Origin of the sequence: Streptomyces sp. cmx-4-9 (assembly GCF_046548835.1) — a bacterium.
GTDB lineage: Bacteria > Actinomycetota > Actinomycetes > Streptomycetales > Streptomycetaceae > Streptomyces.
The window spans coordinates 98,764-115,433 of the sequence record NZ_JAEBEE010000001.1 but is presented as its reverse complement, the minus strand read 5'-3'; the positions used below and the strand labels follow the sequence as shown (position 1 = coordinate 115,433).

Genomic DNA, 16,670 nt, shown 5'->3' with positions numbered 1-16,670 from the left:
ATCTTGTCTTCACTCCCGCTTGGGCGCCTTGTCCCGGCGCGGGTGGTGGCACTGACCCGGAGAACCTCACCAACATGAAGGTCAAGCCGAGCGTCAAGAAGATCTGCGACAAGTGCAAGGTGATCCGCCGTCACGGCCGGGTCATGGTCATCTGCGACAACCTGCGCCACAAGCAGCGCCAGGGCTGACGCACGCCGACCGACCTGCCTTCCGCAGTTCTTCGCGCGACGTAAGAAAACGTACATACGCAGAACCCGCCCAGCCCTCCACGGGCCGGCGGCACCTCCGGCGGGGGCCGGGGACCCGGGCGTACCATCACCCACTTCAGGGTGGTCGGCGGTCGGGGTTCGGTTCTGCTGAAGACCCCCGAACACACAGGAGCCATTGAATGGCACGCGTTTCCGGTGTTGACATCCCGCGCGAAAAGCGCGTGGAGATCGCACTCACCTACGTCTTCGGTGTCGGTCGCACCCGGTCCAAGGAGATCCTTGCGGCCACCGGTGTGAACCCGAACACCCGCGTTCGTGACCTGGCCGAAGAGGACCTGGTCAAGATCCGCGAGTACGTGGACGCCAACCTCCGCACCGAGGGTGACCTCCGCCGCGAGATCCAGGCCGACATCCGCCGCAAGGTCGAGATCCAGTGCTACCAGGGTATCCGCCACCGTCGCGGCCTCCCGGTGCACGGCCAGCGCACCAGCACGAACGCCCGTACCCGCAAGGGTCCGCGTCGCGCGATCGCCGGTAAGAAGAAGCCGGGCAAGAAGTAGTCCTGTTCAGCGGTCTTGCGCTGTAGGACCGACCACCTCCCGTAGGAGATTTAGATGCCCCCCAAGGGTCGTCAGGGCGCTGCCAAGAAGGTGCGCCGCAAGGAAAAGAAGAACGTCGCTCACGGGCACGCCCACATCAAGAGCACGTTCAACAACACCATCGTCTCGATCACGGACCCCTCGGGCAACGTGATCTCCTGGGCCTCCGCCGGCCACGTCGGCTTCAAGGGCTCGCGCAAGTCCACCCCCTTCGCCGCGCAGATGGCCGCCGAGTCGGCCGCCCGTCGCGCGCAGGAGCACGGCATGCGCAAGGTCGACGTCTTCGTCAAGGGTCCGGGCTCCGGCCGCGAGACCGCGATCCGCTCCCTCCAGGCCACCGGCCTCGAGGTCGGTTCGATCCAGGACGTCACCCCCACCCCGCACAACGGCTGCCGTCCGCCGAAGCGCCGCCGCGTCTGACGCAGCGGACGCACCTGTGCGTCTTTGAGTGTCCGGGCGGTACGCACCCCTTCCGGGGGACGTGCCGCCCGTACCCTTGCTGTACCTGGCAGTACCCGTCGGGCGTCAAATAGTGGGCGTCCACGAAAGAAGGAACACAGACATGCTGATCGCTCAGCGTCCGTCGCTGACCGAAGAGGTCGTGGACGAGTACCGCTCGCGGTTCGTCATCGAGCCCCTCGAGCCGGGCTTCGGCTACACCCTCGGCAACTCCCTGCGCCGCACCCTGCTGTCGTCCATCCCGGGTGCCGCTGTCACCAGCATCCGCGTGGACGGCGTCCTGCACGAGTTCACCACCGTGCCGGGCGTCAAGGAAGACGTCACCGACATCATCCTCAACATCAAGCAGCTGGTCGTCTCCTCGGAGCACGACGAGCCGGTCGTGATGTACCTGCGCAAGCAGGGTCCCGGCCTGGTCACCGCTGCCGACATCGCGCCCCCGGCCGGTGTCGAGGTGCACAACCCGGACCTCGTCCTCGCCACGCTCAACGGCAAGGGCAAGCTGGAGATGGAGCTGACCGTCGAGCGCGGTCGCGGCTACGTCTCCGCCGTCCAGAACAAGCAGCTGGGCCAGGAGATCGGCCGCATCCCGGTCGACTCCATCTACAGCCCGGTCCTCAAGGTCACCTACAAGGTCGAGGCGACCCGAGTCGAGCAGCGCACCGACTTCGACAAGCTGATCGTCGACGTCGAGACCAAGCAGGCCATGCGCCCGCGCGACGCCATGGCGTCCGCAGGCAAGACCCTGGTCGAGCTGTTCGGCCTGGCGCGCGAGCTCAACATCGACGCCGAGGGCATCGACATGGGTCCCTCGCCGACGGACGCGGCCCTGGCCGCCGATCTTGCGCTGCCGATCGAGGAGCTGGAGCTCACGGTCCGCTCCTACAACTGCCTCAAGCGCGAGGGCATCCACTCCGTGGGTGAGCTCGTCGCCCGCTCCGAGGCCGACCTGCTCGACATCCGCAACTTCGGTGCGAAGTCGATCGACGAGGTCAAGGCGAAGCTCGCCGGCATGGGCCTGGCCCTCAAGGACAGCCCGCCCGGATTCGACCCGACCGCCGCCGCCGACGCCTTCGGCGCCGACGACGACGCGGACGCCGGTTTCGTCGAGACCGAGCAGTACTGAGCCCCGGCTCGCACAGCAAGACTTTCCCGGGGCGTCCGCCACGGGGGAACTGACACCGGTACCTGACACGGCCGGTGCAGATATGAAGGAGTAAGTCCATGCCGCGTCCCGCAAAGGGTGCCCGTCTGGGCGGCAGCGCCGCGCACGAGAAGCACCTCCTCGCGAACCTCGCGAAGTCGCTCTTCGAGCACGGCCGCATCACCACCACCGAGGCCAAGGCCCGTCGCCTGCGTCCCTACGCCGAGCGTCTGGTCACCAAGGCCAAGAAGGGCGACATCCACAACCGTCGCCTGGTGCTGCAGACGATCACGGACAAGAGCATCGTGCACACGCTGTTCACCGAGATCGCCCCGCGCTACGAGAACCGCCCCGGTGGTTACACGCGCATCACCAAGATCGGCAACCGTCGTGGCGACAACGCCCCGATGGCGGTCATCGAGCTGGTCGAGGCCCTGACGGTCGCCCAGCAGGCCACCGGTGAGGCCGAGGCCGCCACCAAGCGCGCGGTCAAGGAGGCGGACGCCAAGGCGGAGGCCACCGAGACCCCCGCCGAGGAGACCAAGGAGGCCTGATCCTCCGGGATCTCGTCTGCTTGAACGGCTCTGAACGGGCCCGCCCCTTCCGGGGCGGGCCCGTTCTGCGTTCCCGTACGTGTGAGAGAGGATCGGTCACGTGAGTGACGAGGTGGAGCCCGGGCACGTCCGGGTGCGGCTGGACCTGAGCTATGACGGCAAGGACTTCTCCGGCTGGGCGAAGCAGCGCGTGCTGCGGACCGTGCAGGGCGAGCTGGAGTCGGCCCTGCAGACCGTGCTGCGGCTGCCCGGGCCGGTCGAGCTGACCGTGGCCGGACGGACCGACGCCGGGGTGCACGCCCGGGGACAGGTCGCGCAGTTCGACCTGGCCGAGGAGGTGTGGGCCGAGCACCACGACAAGCTGCTGCGCCGGCTCGCGGGCCGCCTGCCGCACGACGTACGGGTCTGGAGGGCCGCCGAGGCCCCCGCGGGCTTCAACGCGCGCTTCTCGGCCATCTGGCGGCGCTACGCGTACCGCGTGGGCGACGACCGGGCCGGGGTCGACCCGCTGCGCCGCGGGCACGTGCTGTGGCACCAGTGGCCGCTGGACGTGGACGCCATGAACGAGGCCTCCGCGGCGCTGCTCGGCGAGCACGACTTCGCCGCGTACTGCAAGAAGCGCGAGGGCGCCACGACCATCCGTACGCTCCAGCAGCTCGGCTGGGAGCGCGCCGAGGACGGGATCATCACCGCGACGGTTCGCGCCGACGCCTTCTGCCACAACATGGTCCGCTCGCTGGTGGGCGCCCTGCTGCACGTCGGCGACGGGCACCGGCCGGTGACCTGGCCCGGCGAGGTGCTGGCCGCCGGCGTACGGGACTCCTCGGTCCACGTGGTCAAGCCGCACGGGCTGACGCTGGAGGAGGTCGGCTACCCCGCCGACGAGCTGCTGGCCGCCCGCAGCAAGGAAGCGCGCAACCTGCGGACCCTGCCGGGCGCGGGCTGCTGCTAATCCGTTTGGGCGGATCGGGGCCCGGCCGGGACAATGCGCGGCATGGGACATCTCGAAGCCAGCCACCTGGAGTACTACCTGCCCGACGGGCGGGTGCTCCTGCCCGACGTCTCCTTCCGGGTGGGGGAGGGTGCGGTGGTCGCCCTCGTGGGGGCGAACGGGGCCGGCAAGACCACCTTGCTGAAGCTGGCCTCCGGTGAGCTCCAGCCGCACGGCGGCGGCGTCACCGTCAGCGGCGGCCTCGGCGTGATGTCGCAGTTCGTGGGCTCCGTACGGGACGGGAGCACCGTGCGGGACCTGCTGGTCTCCGTGGCCCAGCCGCGGATCCGGGAGGCGGCGAAGGCCGTGGACCGGGCCGAGGAGCTGATCCTGACGGTCGACGACGAGGCCGCGCAGATGGCGTACGCGCAGGCACTCAGCGACTGGGCGGACGTCCAGGGCTACGAGGCGGAGACGCTGTGGGACGTGTGCACCATGGCGGCACTGGGCGTCCCCTACGACTCCGCGCAGTTCCGCGAGGTGCGCACGCTCTCCGGCGGTGAGCAGAAGCGGCTCGTGCTGGAGGCCCTGCTGCGCGGTCCGGACGAGGTGCTGCTGCTCGACGAGCCGGACAACTACCTCGACGTCCCCGGCAAGCGGTGGCTGGAGGAGCAGCTGAAGGCCACCCGCAAGACCGTGCTGTTCGTCTCGCACGACCGGGAGCTGCTGACCCGGGCCGCCGAGAAGATCATCAGCCTGGAAGCCGGCCCGATGGGCAGTGACGTGTGGGTGCACGGCGCCGGCTTCGACACCTACCACGACGCCCGCAAGGAGCGCTTCGCCCGCTTCGAGGAGCTCAAGCGGCGCTGGGACGAGGAGCACGCCCGCCTGCGGGCGCTGGTGCTGCGGCTGCGCAACCAGGCCGCGAGCAGCCCCGACATGGCCTCGCGCTACCGGGCGATGCAGACCCGCTTCCAGAAGTTCGAGGAGGCCGGGCCGCCGCCGGAGCCGCCGCGCGAGCAGGACATCAGGATGCGGCTCAAGGGCGGCCGTACCGGCGTGCGGGCGCTGACGGTGGAGAACCTGGAGCTCACCGGGCTGATGAAGCCCTTCTCGCTGGAGGTCTTCTACGGGGAGCGGGTCGCGGTCCTCGGCTCGAACGGCTCCGGCAAATCGCACTTCCTGCGGCTGCTGGCCGGCGAGGACGTCAAGCACAGCGGTACCTGGAAGCTGGGCGCACGGGTGGTTCCCGGCCATTTCGCGCAGACCCACGCCCACCCGGAGCTGTTCGGCCGCACGCTCGTCGACATCCTGTGGACCGAGGCCGCCAAGCCCCTCGGCCAGGCGATGGGCGCACTGCGCCGGTACGAGCTGGAACGCCAGGGCGACCAGCCCTTCGAGAAGCTCTCGGGCGGCCAGCAGGCACGTTTCCAGATCCTGCTGCTGGAGCTGGCCGGGACCACGGCCCTGCTGCTGGACGAGCCGACGGACAACCTGGACCTCGAATCGGCGGAGGCGCTGCAGGACGGGCTGGAGGCGTACGAGGGCACTGTGCTGTGTGTCACACACGACCGCTGGTTCGCGCGCACATTTGACCGTTACCTGGTCTTCGGTTCGGACGGTGTTGTGCGGGAGACTCAGGAGCCCGTCTGGGACGAACGTAGGGTCGAGCGCAAGCGCTAGGGGGAGTCGGCTCCCCCGGCCGAGTCGAGGGAGAGGTGTGGTGGGCCTGCGGTCTGGCATGTGGCTCAGGAAGTGGGACGGCCCGGACCGCGGCGGCCGCCTGGTCGCCTGGCTGCTGCGGCCGGCGTCGCGGCCCTGGCGGATCCTCTCCCTCGCCGTCCTGCTGGGTGTCTGCGTCTCCACCAGCGTGCGCGCGAACTGGGGCTCGGACAACGCCTTCGTGGTCAAGGCGGCGCAGACCCTGCTGGACGGCGGCTCCCCGTACGAGGACAAGCGGTTCCTGTACCTCCCCAGCGCCGTGATCATGGCGGTCCCGGAGGCGCTGCTGCCGCAGGCGGTGCTGCGCTGGGCGCTGCCGCTGGGGATGACGGGGCTGCTGGCGGCCGGCTGGTGGGCCTCGCTGAAGCTGTTCTCGGTGCCGCTGCGCTCGCGTCTGGCGGTCGGCGGGTACGCCCTGTTCGCCGTGGCCTACAAGCCGTACGTGAACCTCGTGCTGATCGGCAACTGGACGGCCATCTCGGCGGCTGCCCTGCCGCTGGCGCTGCTGCTGGCCCGCCGCAGCGCGTGGGGGAGCGCCGGGCTCGTGATCGGGCTGGCCATCGCCTGCAAGCCGATGCTGGTGCCGATCGGGGTGCTCTTCCTCTTCGCCCGGCAGTGGCGGGGGCTGGCCGCGGCGGTGCTCGTCCCGCTGGGGCTGTCGCTGGCGGGGGCGCTGCTGATGCCGAGCCCCTCGCTGTTCTTCACCAAGACCCTGCCCTTCCTGCTCCAGGGGCAGGACGCGTACGCCCTCCCGTGGGACGCCTCGCCGATCGCGGTGCTGCCACGGCTGGGGGTGCCGGCGGCCGTGGCGGTGCCGGTGGCCTTCGCCGGGGCCGCGGTGGGGCTGTGGGCGGCGTGGACGCGGTGGCGCCGGGAGGATCCGGCGGGTGTGCGGGACGACGGCTCCCTGCGGCTGGTGGAGACGGCCTCGATGGTGATGCTCGCCGCATTCCTGGTGTCGCGGCCGTCTTTCGACCACTACCTGCTGACGATCGTCCCGATGCTGCTGGCGTCGGTGGTGCGGCCGGGCTCGATGCCGCGTTCGCCCTGGTTCTGGGTTGCCGTCGGGCCCCAGCTGGCGGGCATCCCGTGGCCCTCCGCACTGGAGGCCAAGCGGCGGGCGTTCAAGGACTGCTTCACGCTGTGCGGGCTCGCGATGCTGCTGGCGCGTCGTTCCCTGCGCTCCGATCGGGTTATCCTAGAGCCCGTAACAACTACGGGGTCCCCACCCAGGACCGAACCGGAGTGCGCCGCGACGCCAGCAGAATCGGCATCGCGGACCGCGTTTTGACCCGTACGGGTCTGCTTGGGTACCCTGCTGGTTTGTTATGCGTATTGGCTTTCTCATTCTCACGTGAAAGGGCCTTGCGCCGGTCCACCGGACCGATGACCAGCGGTTCACACGGGTTGCGTCCCCGATGTGGACGAGGGCTGTCGTGATCGTCCGTGGTGACCCTGTTCAGGACCCTTCCCGCGGGGCTTCGTGCCCTATGGGTCGACCCACCACTGAAGAAGCGAAGGCATACGCGTGCGTACGTTCAGCCCCAAGCCCGGCGACATCTCGCGCCAGTGGCTCGTCATCGACGCCCAGGACGTTGTCCTCGGCCGTCTGGCGACCCAGGTCGCTGCCCTCCTGCGGGGCAAGCACAAGCCGACTTACGCCCCCCACATGGACATGGGCGACTTCGTCATCATCGTCAACGCCGACAAGGTCCACCTGTCCGGCAACAAGGCGACCCAGAAGATGGCCTACCGCCACTCCGGCTACCCGGGCGGCCTCCGCTCGGTGCGCTACGACGACCTCCTGGCGAACAACCCGGAGAAGGCCGTCGAGAAGGCCATCAAGGGCATGCTCCCCAAGAACACCCTGGGCCGTCAGATGCTCTCGAAGCTGAAGGTCTACTCGGGCGACCAGCACCCCCACGCTGCCCAGCAGCCGGTGCCGTTCGAGATCACCCAGGTCGCGCAGTAGTTCCGGCCACCCCCTAAGACGTAGAAAATTCTGAGGAGCATCGTGGCCGAGACCACCGCCGAGACGACCGTCGAAGAGTTCGAGGGCAACGTCGAGGAGTACACCAGCGAGTCCGAGGCCGTAGTCGAGGGCGACTACACCTCCGAGTCCCTTGCCGGTCGCTTCGGCGACCCCCAGCCGGCTGCCGGCCTGGGCCGTCGCAAGAACGCCATCGCCCGCGTCCGGATCGTTCCGGGCACCGGCAAGTGGAAGATCAACGGTCGCACCCTTGAGGACTACTTCCCCAACAAGGTGCACCAGCAGGAAGTCAACGAGCCGTTCAAGCTGCTCGAGCTCGACAACCGCTACGACATCATCGCCCGCATCGCGGGTGGCGGCGTCTCCGGCCAGGCCGGCGCCCTGCGCCTCGGTGTGGCCCGTGCGCTGAACGAGGCGGACGTCGAGAACAACCGCCCGGCGCTGAAGAAGGCTGGCTTCCTCTCCCGCGACGACCGTGCGGTCGAGCGCAAGAAGGCCGGTCTCAAGAAGGCCCGTAAGGCTCCGCAGTACAGCAAGCGTTAATCTGCGCCTGCTGTTCTGCAACGAAACCGCCCCGGCAGCACTCTGTGTGCTGCCGGGGCGGTTCGTTTACCGCCACAAGCGGCAATACCTGTCACAAGCGGTTACAAGCTGTCACAAGCCAAGCGGAAACTCGGGAGGACAACAGTGGGACGACTCTTCGGGACGGACGGTGTACGCGGCGTTGCCAACGCGGATCTGACGGCGGAGCTCGCGCTCGGCCTCTCCGTGGCGGCTGCCCACGTACTCGCCGAGGCGGGCACCTTCGCGGGGCACCGGGCGACGGCCGTGGTGGGCCGCGACCCCCGGGCCTCCGGCGAGTTCCTGGAGGCCGCGGTCGTCGCGGGCCTCGCCAGCGCGGGCGTGGACGTCCTGCGCGTCGGTGTGCTGCCCACCCCGGCGGTGGCGTATCTCACCGGTGCGCTGGGCGCCGACCTCGGCGTGATGCTCTCCGCCAGCCACAACGCCATGCCCGACAACGGCATCAAGTTCTTCGCCCGCGGCGGCCACAAGCTCGCCGACGAGCTGGAGGACCGCATCGAGTCGACCTACGAGCAGCACCGCACCGGCGCCCCCTGGGACCGGCCCACCGGCAGCGGCGTCGGCCGCGTCTCCGACTACACCGAGGGCTTCGACAAGTACGTCGCCCACCTCATCGGGGTCCTCCCCAACCGCTTCGACGGCCTGAAGGTCGTCCTGGACGAGGCGCACGGCGCGGCCGCCTTTGTCTCCCCGGAGGCCTTCGCCCGGGCCGGGGCCGAGGTCGTCACCATCGGCGCGGCCCCGGACGGCCTCAACATCAACGACGGCTGCGGCTCCACCCACCTCGGCCTGCTCAAGGCCGCCGTGGTCGAGCACGGCGCCGACCTGGGCATCGCGCACGACGGCGACGCGGACCGCTGCCTGGCCGTGGACCACACCGGAGCCGAGGTCGACGGCGACCAGATCCTCGCCGTGCTGGCCCTCGCCATGCGCGAGGCGGGGCAGTTGCGCGAGAACACCGTGGTCGGCACCGTCATGTCCAACCTGGGCTTCAAGCTGGCCATGGAGGCCGAGGGCGTCCAGGTCGTGCAGACCGGGGTCGGCGACCGGTACGTCCTGGAGTCGATGAAGGAGCACGGCTACGCGCTGGGCGGCGAGCAGTCCGGGCACGTGATCATCCTCGACCACGCGACGACCGGCGACGGCACCCTGACCGGGCTGCTGCTGGCGGCCCGGATCGCGGCCACCGGGCGGTCCCTGGCCGACCTGGCCGGGGTGATGACCCGCCTGCCGCAGATCCTGATCAACGTGCCCGACGTGGACAAGTCCCGGGTGACCACCTCCGGCGAGCTGGCCGCGGCGGTCACCGAGGCCGAGCGCGAACTGGGCACCACCGGACGGGTGCTGCTGCGTTCGTCCGGCACCGAGCCCCTGGTACGGGTCATGGTCGAGGCCGCCGACATCGAGCAGGCCCGCGCGGTCGCCGGGCGGCTCGCGGACGTCGTGAAGTCGGCGCTGGGCTAGGCCCCCTCCCGCAGGCGCAGAGCCCCCGGCCGTGTTCAGCTGCCGGGGGCTCCGCTCGTGGGCCGGCGGGTCCAGCGGCCGCGCTGGGTCCGCCACAGGGCCTTCTGCCCGTACAGGGTCAGGACGCCCGCCAGCATGATCCCGCCCAGGTTCAGCAGGAGCTGCTCCATCGAGCCCCACATCTGGGCGAACTCCCCGTAACTCAGGGCCACGGCGGCGTTCGCGGCGGCCGGGACGGTGGTCACCGAGATCGCCACGCCGACCAGCGCCCCGGACTTCGCGGAGGTCAGGGAGAGCACACCGGCCACGCCGGCCAGCAGCGAGACCACGAACGAGAACGAGTCCGGCTGCCAGATGAACCCGGTGTTCGGGCGGTCCCGCTCCAGCATGCCCGGCTCGAACTGGCCGATGGCGTCCATGCCGAGGCTGAAGAGGGTGGTGGCGGCCATCGCCGCGGCGAAGCCCACCAGCAGGGCCCCCAGGGAGCGCAGCGCCTGCTTGGGCCTGCGCCGGACGAGGCCGACGCACACCCCCGCGAGCGGGCCGAACTCCGGGCCGACGGCCATGGCGCCCACGATCAGGACGGCGTTGTCGAGGACCACGCCGCAGGCCGCGATCATCGTCGCGAGGACCATGAACGCGCAGTAGGTGATGCTGAGAGTGGACTCCTCGTGGGTGGCCTCGGTCAGCTGCCCCCACAGCACCGCGTCGGCCGCCTCGCCCGGGGCTTCCTCCTCGGCCGCGTCGGCCCGCCGGGACAGCGACAGGTCGATGTTCTCCACGGCGATCGAGCCGACCTCGTCGAGTCCGAGCCCCTGCAGCTCCTGCAGCAGTTCGTCCCCGGCCTCGCGGGCCACGTCGCACAGCACGAGGTCGCCCGCGGGCACGCGGGCCGCCCCTTTCAGCACGGCCAGGTGGGTGGTCCCGACCGTCTTCTCGACGATCGCCACCACCGCCTCCGTCCGATCAGGCGGAGTGATCATACGAAGATGCAGCATGCCCCGCACCCTAAGGGCCGGGCCGTCAGAGCTTGCGCAGGCTCAGCTTCTGCACCTTGTGGTCCGGGCCCTTGCGGACGACGAGGGTGGCCCGGCCGCGGGTGGGCGCCACGTTCTCCAGCAGGTTCGGCCTGTTGATCGTCCGCCACATGGTCTGCGCGTACTCCAGAGCCTCCTCCTCGGAGACCTGGGTGTACTTGCGGAAGTAGGAGAACGGGTTCTGGAACGCGGTCTCGCGCAGCTTGCGGAAGCGGTTCAGGTACCAGCGCTCGATGTCCTCGGGCCGGGCGTCCACGTACACGCTGAAGTCGAAGTAGTCGGCGAGGCCGACGCGGGTCCGGCCGTCCTTGCCCGGCAGGGCCGGCTGCAGCACGTTCAGGCCCTCGACGATCAGGATGTCGGGGCGGCGCACGACGAGCTCCTCACCCGGGACGATGTCGTAGATCAGGTGCGAGTAGACCGGCGCCCGCACCTCGTCCTTGCCCGCCTTGATGTCGGCGACGAAACGGGTGAGCGCCCGGCGGTCGTAGGACTCGGGGAAGCCCTTGCGCGAGGTGAGGCCGCGCCGCTGGAGCTCCTTCATCGGGTACAGGAACCCGTCGGTGGTGACCAGCTCCACGCGGGGGTGTTCGGGCCAGCGGGCGAGCAGCGCCTGCAGCAGGCGGGCCACGGTGGACTTGCCGACGGCCACGGAGCCTGCGACCCCTATGACGAAGGGGGTGCCCTGCTGTGCGCCGTGGCCGTTGCCCGCGTCGCCGAGGAAGGTGTTCAGCGTGCCGCGCAGGTTGCTGGTGGCGCCGACGTACAGGTTCAGCAGCCGCGAGAGCGGGAGGTAGACGTCGCGGACCTCGTCCAGGTCGATGACGTCGCCGAGGCCGCGCAGCCGCTCCACCTCCTCGGCGGTCAGCGGGAGCGGCGTGCGCTCGCGCAGCGCGCTCCACTCGGCGCGGCTGAGGTCGACGTACGGGGACGCGTCCGGGGCCCGGCGGTGGCCGGGGCGGACGGTCGGGCCGTCCCCGCCGGAGCGCTCGCTCGCGCTGTCCGGCGTGCTGCCCGGCGTACTGTCCGGCGTGCTGCTTCGTGGCGGCGAAGTGATCACACCGCCATTGTCGGGGCTCGGGGGCCTTTGTGGGTGGTGGGGTCGGTCACGTGTGCAGGGAGTCGCACGGGTGAGCGGGGCCCGGAAGCCTGCCGGAGGCCCTGCGGCGGCGGGGTTGTGGCGGGGCGGGTCTCGATTGGGGGCAGCGCGGATATCGCCACGGTCACAATCGGTGACCTGGACCGGAAAACATCGAACAGATGATCAGCAGGCCCCGTACATTGTCGATCACCGCAGCCGACGCCCTTCCCGGGCCGTCCATCGGGCTGCGCTGACTTTCCGTGTGCTTACTGGGGGAGATCCTTCGTGCGTTCCGCTCTTGTCCGCCGTTCCGTCCTGACCGCCTCCGCGGTGTCCCTGACCCTCCTCGCGACCGCCTGCGGCTCCGACAAGGCCGACACCAAGGCGGACGCCAAGCCGTCCGGCGCGGCCACCTCGGCGGCGCCCGCCGCGAAGGGCAAGACGGACGCGGAGCTGGCCCCGCTGCTGATCACGCAGGCCGAGGCGCCCGAGTACATCGAGGCGAAGGACGCGGCGAAGAAGACCGCGGCCGCCGGCCAGACGGGGACCGCCGACAAGCCCGAGTGCAAGGTCCTGCTCGACGTGATGGGCCAGCAGAAGGTCGGCGCGCCGACCGGTGTCGCCAACACCGCCCTGGGCGCCAAGCCGAAGGAGGCCGCCCCGAACGCGTCCGAGGAGGAGAAGCTGGAGGCGATCAAGAACGCCTTCAGCATCACCACCACGCTGACCGGTCTGTCCTCGTACGACGGCAAGGGCGCCGCGGAGGCGCTGGCGTCCGTGAAGACGGCCGGCCAGGCCTGCGCGGGCGGTTTCACCGTCACCGACGGCAAGGACAGCACCAAGTTCGAGAGCGTCAAGCCGGGCGAGGCCGTCTCCCTGGGCGACGAGGCCGTCAGCCTCACCCTCACCCTGGACCTGGAGGACGGCGACAAGTCCACCGTCCTGCTGACCCTGGTGCGCAAGGCCGACACGGTGGCCTCCTTCGCCTCCATCAGCCTGGCCGGCCAGGCGGTCTCCCCGAAGACCCTGATCGAGGCCCAGGTCAAGAAGCTCGGCTGAGTCCGGGCGCACCTGCCTCACCCGATGTCGACCCCGCCCCGGCGCACGCGCCGGGGCGGGGTTTTCGTCTGGTTCAGGTACCGGGCAGACGACCCGTCACGGCGTACCCTGCCGCCTATGTGCGGAATTGTGGGTTACGTGGGAGCGCAGTCGGCGCTCGATGTGGTCATCGCCGGACTCAAGCGGCTGGAGTACCGCGGCTACGACTCGGCCGGGGTCGCCGTGCTCGCCGACGGGGAACTCAGCTCCGTCAAGAAGGCCGGCAAACTCGTCAATCTGGAAAAGGAACTGGTCGGTCGGCCCCTGCCGGCCGGCTCGACGGGACTCGGGCACACCCGGTGGGCGACCCACGGCGGGCCCACCGACGTCAACGCCCACCCCCACCTGGACAACTCCTGCCGGGTGGCCGTCGTCCACAACGGCATCATCGAGAACTTCGCCGCCCTGCGCACCGAACTCGCCGAGCGCGGCCACCGCCTGGAGTCCGAGACCGACACCGAGGTCGTCGCCCACCTGCTGGCGGAGCAGTTCACCGCGACCGGGGACCTGCCCGAGGCCATGCGGCGGGTGTGCCGGCTCCTGGAGGGCGCCTTCACGCTCGTCGCCGTGCACGCCGACGAGCCGGACGTGGTGGTCGGCGCCCGCCGCAACTCGCCCCTGGTGGTGGGCGTCGGCGAAGGCGAGAACTTCCTCGCCTCGGACGTGGCCGCCTTCATCGCGCACACCCGCTCGGCGATCGAACTGGGCCAGGACCAGGTCGTCGAACTGCGCCGCGAAGGGGTCACGGTGACCAACTTCGACGGCACGGCCGCAAGCGTGCGGGCCTACCACGTGGACTGGGACGCCTCGGCCGCGGAGAAGGGCGGCTACGACTACTTCATGCTCAAGGAGATCGCCGAGCAGCCGAAGGCCGTCGCCGACACCCTCCTGGGCCGGATCGACGCGAACGGCACCCTCTCCCTCGACGAGGTGCGCATCCCCGACTCGGTGCTCCGCGAGGTCGACAAGGTCGTCATCGTGGCGTGCGGCACCGCCTACCACGCGGGCATGATCGCGAAGCTGGCCATCGAGCACTGGACCCGCATCCCCTGCGAGACGGAACTGGCCAGCGAGTTCCGCTACCGCGACCCGATCCTCGACCAGCGGACCCTGGTCGTCGCGATCTCCCAGTCCGGCGAGACCATGGACACCCTGATGGCGCTGCGGCACGCCCGCGAGCAGGGGGCCAAGGTGCTGGCCGTCTGCAACACCAACGGGTCGACGATCCCGCGCGAGTCCGACGCCGTGCTGTACACCCACGCCGGACCCGAGGTCGCCGTCGCCTCCACCAAGGCGTTCCTGACGCAGCTGGTGGCCTGCTACCTCGTCGCCCTCTACCTCGGGCAGATCCGCGGCACCAAGTGGGGCGACGAGATCGACGCGGTGATCCGGGAGCTGTCGGACATCGCCGCGGCCGTGGACACGGTCCTGGAGACCATGGAGCCGGTACGGGCGCTCGCGCGCTCGCTGGCCGACAAGGACACCGTGCTGTTCCTGGGTCGCCACGTCGGCTACCCGGTGGCCCTGGAGGGCGCGCTCAAGCTCAAGGAGCTGGCGTACATGCACGCCGAGGGCTTCGCGGCCGGCGAGCTCAAGCACGGCCCGATCGCGCTGATCGAGGAGGACCTGCCGGTGGTGGTCGTCGTGCCGTCCCCGCGCGGCCGGTCGGTACTGCACGACAAGATCGTGTCGAACATCCAGGAGATCCGGGCCCGCGGGGCGCGCACCATCGTGATCGCGGAGGAGGGCGACGAGGCGGTCGTCCCCTACGCCGACCACCTGATCCGCATCCCGGCGACCCCGACGCTGCTCCAGCCGCTGGTGGCGACGGTGCCGCTGCAGGTGTTCGCCTGCGAGCTGGCGACGGCGCGCGGCAACGAGGTGGACCAGCCGCGTAACCTCGCGAAGTCGGTGACGGTGGAGTGAGGTAGGGCGGGTTCATGGGGATTATCGGCGTGGGGATCGACGTGGCCGAGATCGAGCGGTTCGCCGCGGCGCTGGAGCGGACCCCGCACCTGGCCGGGCGGCTGTTCGTCGACTCCGAGCTGATGCTGCCGAGCGGCGAGCGGCGCGGAATCGCCTCGCTCGCCGCCCGGTTCGCGGCCAAGGAGGCCCTGGCGAAGGCCCTCGGCGCGCCCGGCGGGATGCTGTGGACCGACGCCGAGGTCTACGTCGAGGAGACCGGGCAGCCGAGGCTGCGGGTGTCCGGGACCGTCGAGGCGCGGGCCCTCGCGCTGGGCGTGCGGTCCTGGCACATCTCGCTCAGCCACGACGCGGGCGTCGCATCCGCCGTGGTGATCGCCGAGGGATAGCCGCACGGTGGGGCAGGCTGGTGCCATGCGTACTGCTTACAGCGTGGAGACCGTACGGGCCGCCGAGCGGGAGCTGATGGCCCGGCTGCCCGAAGGCGCCCTGATGCAGCGGGCGGCGGCCGGGCTGGCCGCCGTCTGCACCGGGCTGCTGACCCGGCGCCGCGGCCGGGTGTACGGGGCGCGGGTCGCCCTGCTGGTGGGGCCGGGGGACAACGGCGGGGACGCGCTGTACGCCGGCGCGCGCCTGGCCCGGCGCGGAGCCGGCGTCACGGCCGTGCCGATGGACCCCGAGCGCCTCCACCCGGGCGGGCTGGCCGCGCTGCGGGCCGCCGGCGGCCGGGTGGAGCGGGACGTGCCGGGACGGCTCGACCTGGTGGTGGACGGGCTGCTCGGGATCGGCGGCCGGGGCGGGCTGCGGCCGGCCGCGGCAGAGCTGGCCGGGCAGGTCCCGCCCGGGGTGCCCGTCGTCGCCGTGGACCTGCCCAGCGGGGTGGACGCCGACACCGGCGAGGTGGCGGGGCCCGCCGTGTCCGCCGACGTGACGGTCGCCTTCGGGGCGTACAAGCCCGGGCTGCTCGTCGACCCGGGGGCCTCCCGCGCCGGGGCGGTGCACCTGGTGGACATCGGCCTGGAGCTGCCCGTCCCGGACGTGGAGGCCCTCCAGCACGCCGATGTGGCGCGGCTGCTGCCGCAGCCGGCCGCCGCCAGCGACAAGTACCGCCGGGGCGTCGTCGGCGTCCTCGCCGGGTCCCGGCAGTACCCGGGAGCCGCGGTGCTGGCCGTGGCCGGGGCGCTGCGCGGCGGCGCGGGGGCGGTGCGCTACGTGGGGCCGGCGGCCGAGGCGGTCCTCGCCCGGTACCCCGAGACGCTGATCGGGCCGGGCCGGGTCCAGGCCTGGGTGGCCGGACCGGGGCTCGGGGAGGACCGTACCGGTGAGGTCGCCGGGCTGCTGGCCCAGGACGTGCCGGTGCTGGTCGACGCGGACGGGCTGCGCGGCCTGGACCCGGCGGTGCTGCGGGAGCGCTCCGCACCGACCCTGCTGACCCCGCACGCCGGTGAGGCCGCGGCGCTGCTGGAGGTGGCGCGGGAGGCGGTGGAGGCGGGGCGGCTCACCGCGGCGCGCTCGCTGGCGCAGCGGTACGGGGCGACGGTCCTGCTGAAGGGCTCGACGACGCTGGTCGCCCCCGCCGGGGAGGGGCCGGTGCGGGTCAACCCGACGGGGACCCCCTGGCTGGCCACGGCCGGCAGCGGGGACGTGCTGTCGGGGCTCGCCGGCTCCCTGCTGGCGGCGGGCCTGTCGGGGCCCGACGCCGGCGCGGTCGGCGCGTACCTGCACGGCCTGGCCGGCCGCCGCGCGTCCGGCTCCGGCGCGGGCGGGCCGGTCCTGGCCCACGAGGTCGCCGAAGCCCTCCCCGCGGCCTGGCGCGACGCCGCCGCCCCCTGAGGGCGCGGCCGTGCGGTTTCACGGGCCCTGAGCGGGGTCTGAGA

At 71.2% G+C, this 16,670-nt stretch carries 17 protein-coding genes; 15 read left to right on the top strand and 2 right to left on the bottom strand.

The genetic code is table 11. From position 1 onward, the window contains the following. The first annotated feature begins 74 nt into the window (after positions 1-74). The 11 genes from rpmJ (at position 75) to glmM (ending at position 9,654) form a co-directional block, all read left to right on the top strand. Positions 75-188, top strand: a complete 114-nt coding sequence (rpmJ, locus tag ACLJTM_RS00515) for a 50S ribosomal protein L36 (RefSeq protein ID WP_003956441.1) — start codon at positions 75-77, stop codon at positions 186-188. 200 nt (positions 189-388) lie between these two features. Next, a complete protein-coding gene (gene rpsM / locus ACLJTM_RS00510) occupies positions 389-769 on the top strand; it encodes a 30S ribosomal protein S13 (protein ID WP_150518306.1) in 381 nt (126 codons plus the stop codon). A 54-nt stretch (positions 770-823) separates the two neighbouring features. Next, positions 824-1,228: a 30S ribosomal protein S11 gene (rpsK, locus tag ACLJTM_RS00505; RefSeq protein ID WP_003956432.1), complete on the top strand. Its 405-nt coding sequence runs from the start codon at positions 824-826 to the stop codon at positions 1,226-1,228. Between the two features lie 142 nt (positions 1,229-1,370). Continuing rightward, positions 1,371-2,393, top strand: coding sequence for a DNA-directed RNA polymerase subunit alpha (locus ACLJTM_RS00500; protein WP_007265920.1), 1,023 nt, complete (start codon positions 1,371-1,373; stop codon positions 2,391-2,393). Positions 2,394-2,491: 98 nt separating this feature from the next. Continuing rightward, positions 2,492-2,965, top strand: a complete 474-nt coding sequence (gene rplQ, locus ACLJTM_RS00495; RefSeq protein WP_411101345.1) for a 50S ribosomal protein L17 — start codon at positions 2,492-2,494, stop codon at positions 2,963-2,965. 100 nt (positions 2,966-3,065) lie between these two features. Then, positions 3,066-3,917 (top strand): tRNA pseudouridine(38-40) synthase TruA, encoded by an 852-nt coding sequence (truA, locus tag ACLJTM_RS00490; protein WP_411101344.1) that lies wholly within the window; start codon positions 3,066-3,068, stop codon positions 3,915-3,917. 33 nt (positions 3,918-3,950) lie between these two features. Beyond that, positions 3,951-5,579 carry an ABC-F family ATP-binding cassette domain-containing protein gene (locus ACLJTM_RS00485; RefSeq protein ID WP_411101343.1) on the top strand — a complete coding sequence of 543 codons (1,629 nt, stop codon included), beginning with the start codon at positions 3,951-3,953 and terminating at the stop codon, positions 5,577-5,579. A gap of 40 nt (positions 5,580-5,619) precedes the next feature. Beyond that, positions 5,620-6,909: a glycosyltransferase family 87 protein gene (locus tag ACLJTM_RS00480; protein WP_411101342.1), complete on the top strand. Its 1,290-nt coding sequence runs from the start codon at positions 5,620-5,622 to the stop codon at positions 6,907-6,909. A 237-nt stretch (positions 6,910-7,146) separates the two neighbouring features. Next, positions 7,147-7,590 (top strand): 50S ribosomal protein L13, encoded by a 444-nt coding sequence (gene rplM / locus ACLJTM_RS00475; protein WP_266934864.1) that lies wholly within the window; start codon positions 7,147-7,149, stop codon positions 7,588-7,590. Positions 7,591-7,632: 42 nt separating this feature from the next. Then, positions 7,633-8,151: a 30S ribosomal protein S9 gene (gene rpsI / locus ACLJTM_RS00470; protein ID WP_411101341.1), complete on the top strand. Its 519-nt coding sequence runs from the start codon at positions 7,633-7,635 to the stop codon at positions 8,149-8,151. Positions 8,152-8,295: 144 nt separating this feature from the next. Beyond that, positions 8,296-9,654, top strand: a complete 1,359-nt coding sequence (gene glmM / locus ACLJTM_RS00465; RefSeq protein ID WP_411101340.1) for a phosphoglucosamine mutase — start codon at positions 8,296-8,298, stop codon at positions 9,652-9,654. Between the two features lie 35 nt (positions 9,655-9,689). Here glmM and ACLJTM_RS00460 read toward each other — a convergent pair whose 3' ends face one another. Together ACLJTM_RS00460 and coaA are read right to left on the bottom strand one after the other, a co-directional pair. After that, positions 9,690-10,652: a DUF389 domain-containing protein gene (locus ACLJTM_RS00460; protein ID WP_411101339.1), complete on the bottom strand. Its 963-nt coding sequence runs from the start codon at positions 10,650-10,652 to the stop codon at positions 9,690-9,692. Between the two features lie 25 nt (positions 10,653-10,677). Beyond that, the gene (gene coaA, locus ACLJTM_RS00455) at positions 10,678-11,751 is read right to left on the bottom strand and encodes a type I pantothenate kinase (RefSeq protein ID WP_411101338.1); all 1,074 of its coding nucleotides are present in this window, start codon (positions 11,749-11,751) and stop codon (positions 10,678-10,680) included. A 306-nt stretch (positions 11,752-12,057) separates the two neighbouring features. Between coaA and ACLJTM_RS00450 the strand changes: the two genes are divergently transcribed. From ACLJTM_RS00450 to ACLJTM_RS00435, 4 genes are all read left to right on the top strand, one after another. Then, positions 12,058-12,831: a sensor domain-containing protein gene (locus tag ACLJTM_RS00450; RefSeq protein ID WP_411101337.1), complete on the top strand. Its 774-nt coding sequence runs from the start codon at positions 12,058-12,060 to the stop codon at positions 12,829-12,831. A 117-nt stretch (positions 12,832-12,948) separates the two neighbouring features. After that, complete coding sequence (gene glmS, locus ACLJTM_RS00445) at positions 12,949-14,796, top strand: glutamine--fructose-6-phosphate transaminase (isomerizing) (RefSeq protein WP_411101336.1); 1,848 nt, start codon at positions 12,949-12,951, stop codon at positions 14,794-14,796. A gap of 14 nt (positions 14,797-14,810) precedes the next feature. Then, positions 14,811-15,182: a holo-ACP synthase gene (locus ACLJTM_RS00440; RefSeq protein WP_411101335.1), complete on the top strand. Its 372-nt coding sequence runs from the start codon at positions 14,811-14,813 to the stop codon at positions 15,180-15,182. 25 nt (positions 15,183-15,207) lie between these two features. After that, positions 15,208-16,626, top strand: coding sequence for an NAD(P)H-hydrate dehydratase (locus ACLJTM_RS00435; protein WP_411101334.1), 1,419 nt, complete (start codon positions 15,208-15,210; stop codon positions 16,624-16,626). Positions 16,627-16,670 lie beyond the last annotated feature (44 nt).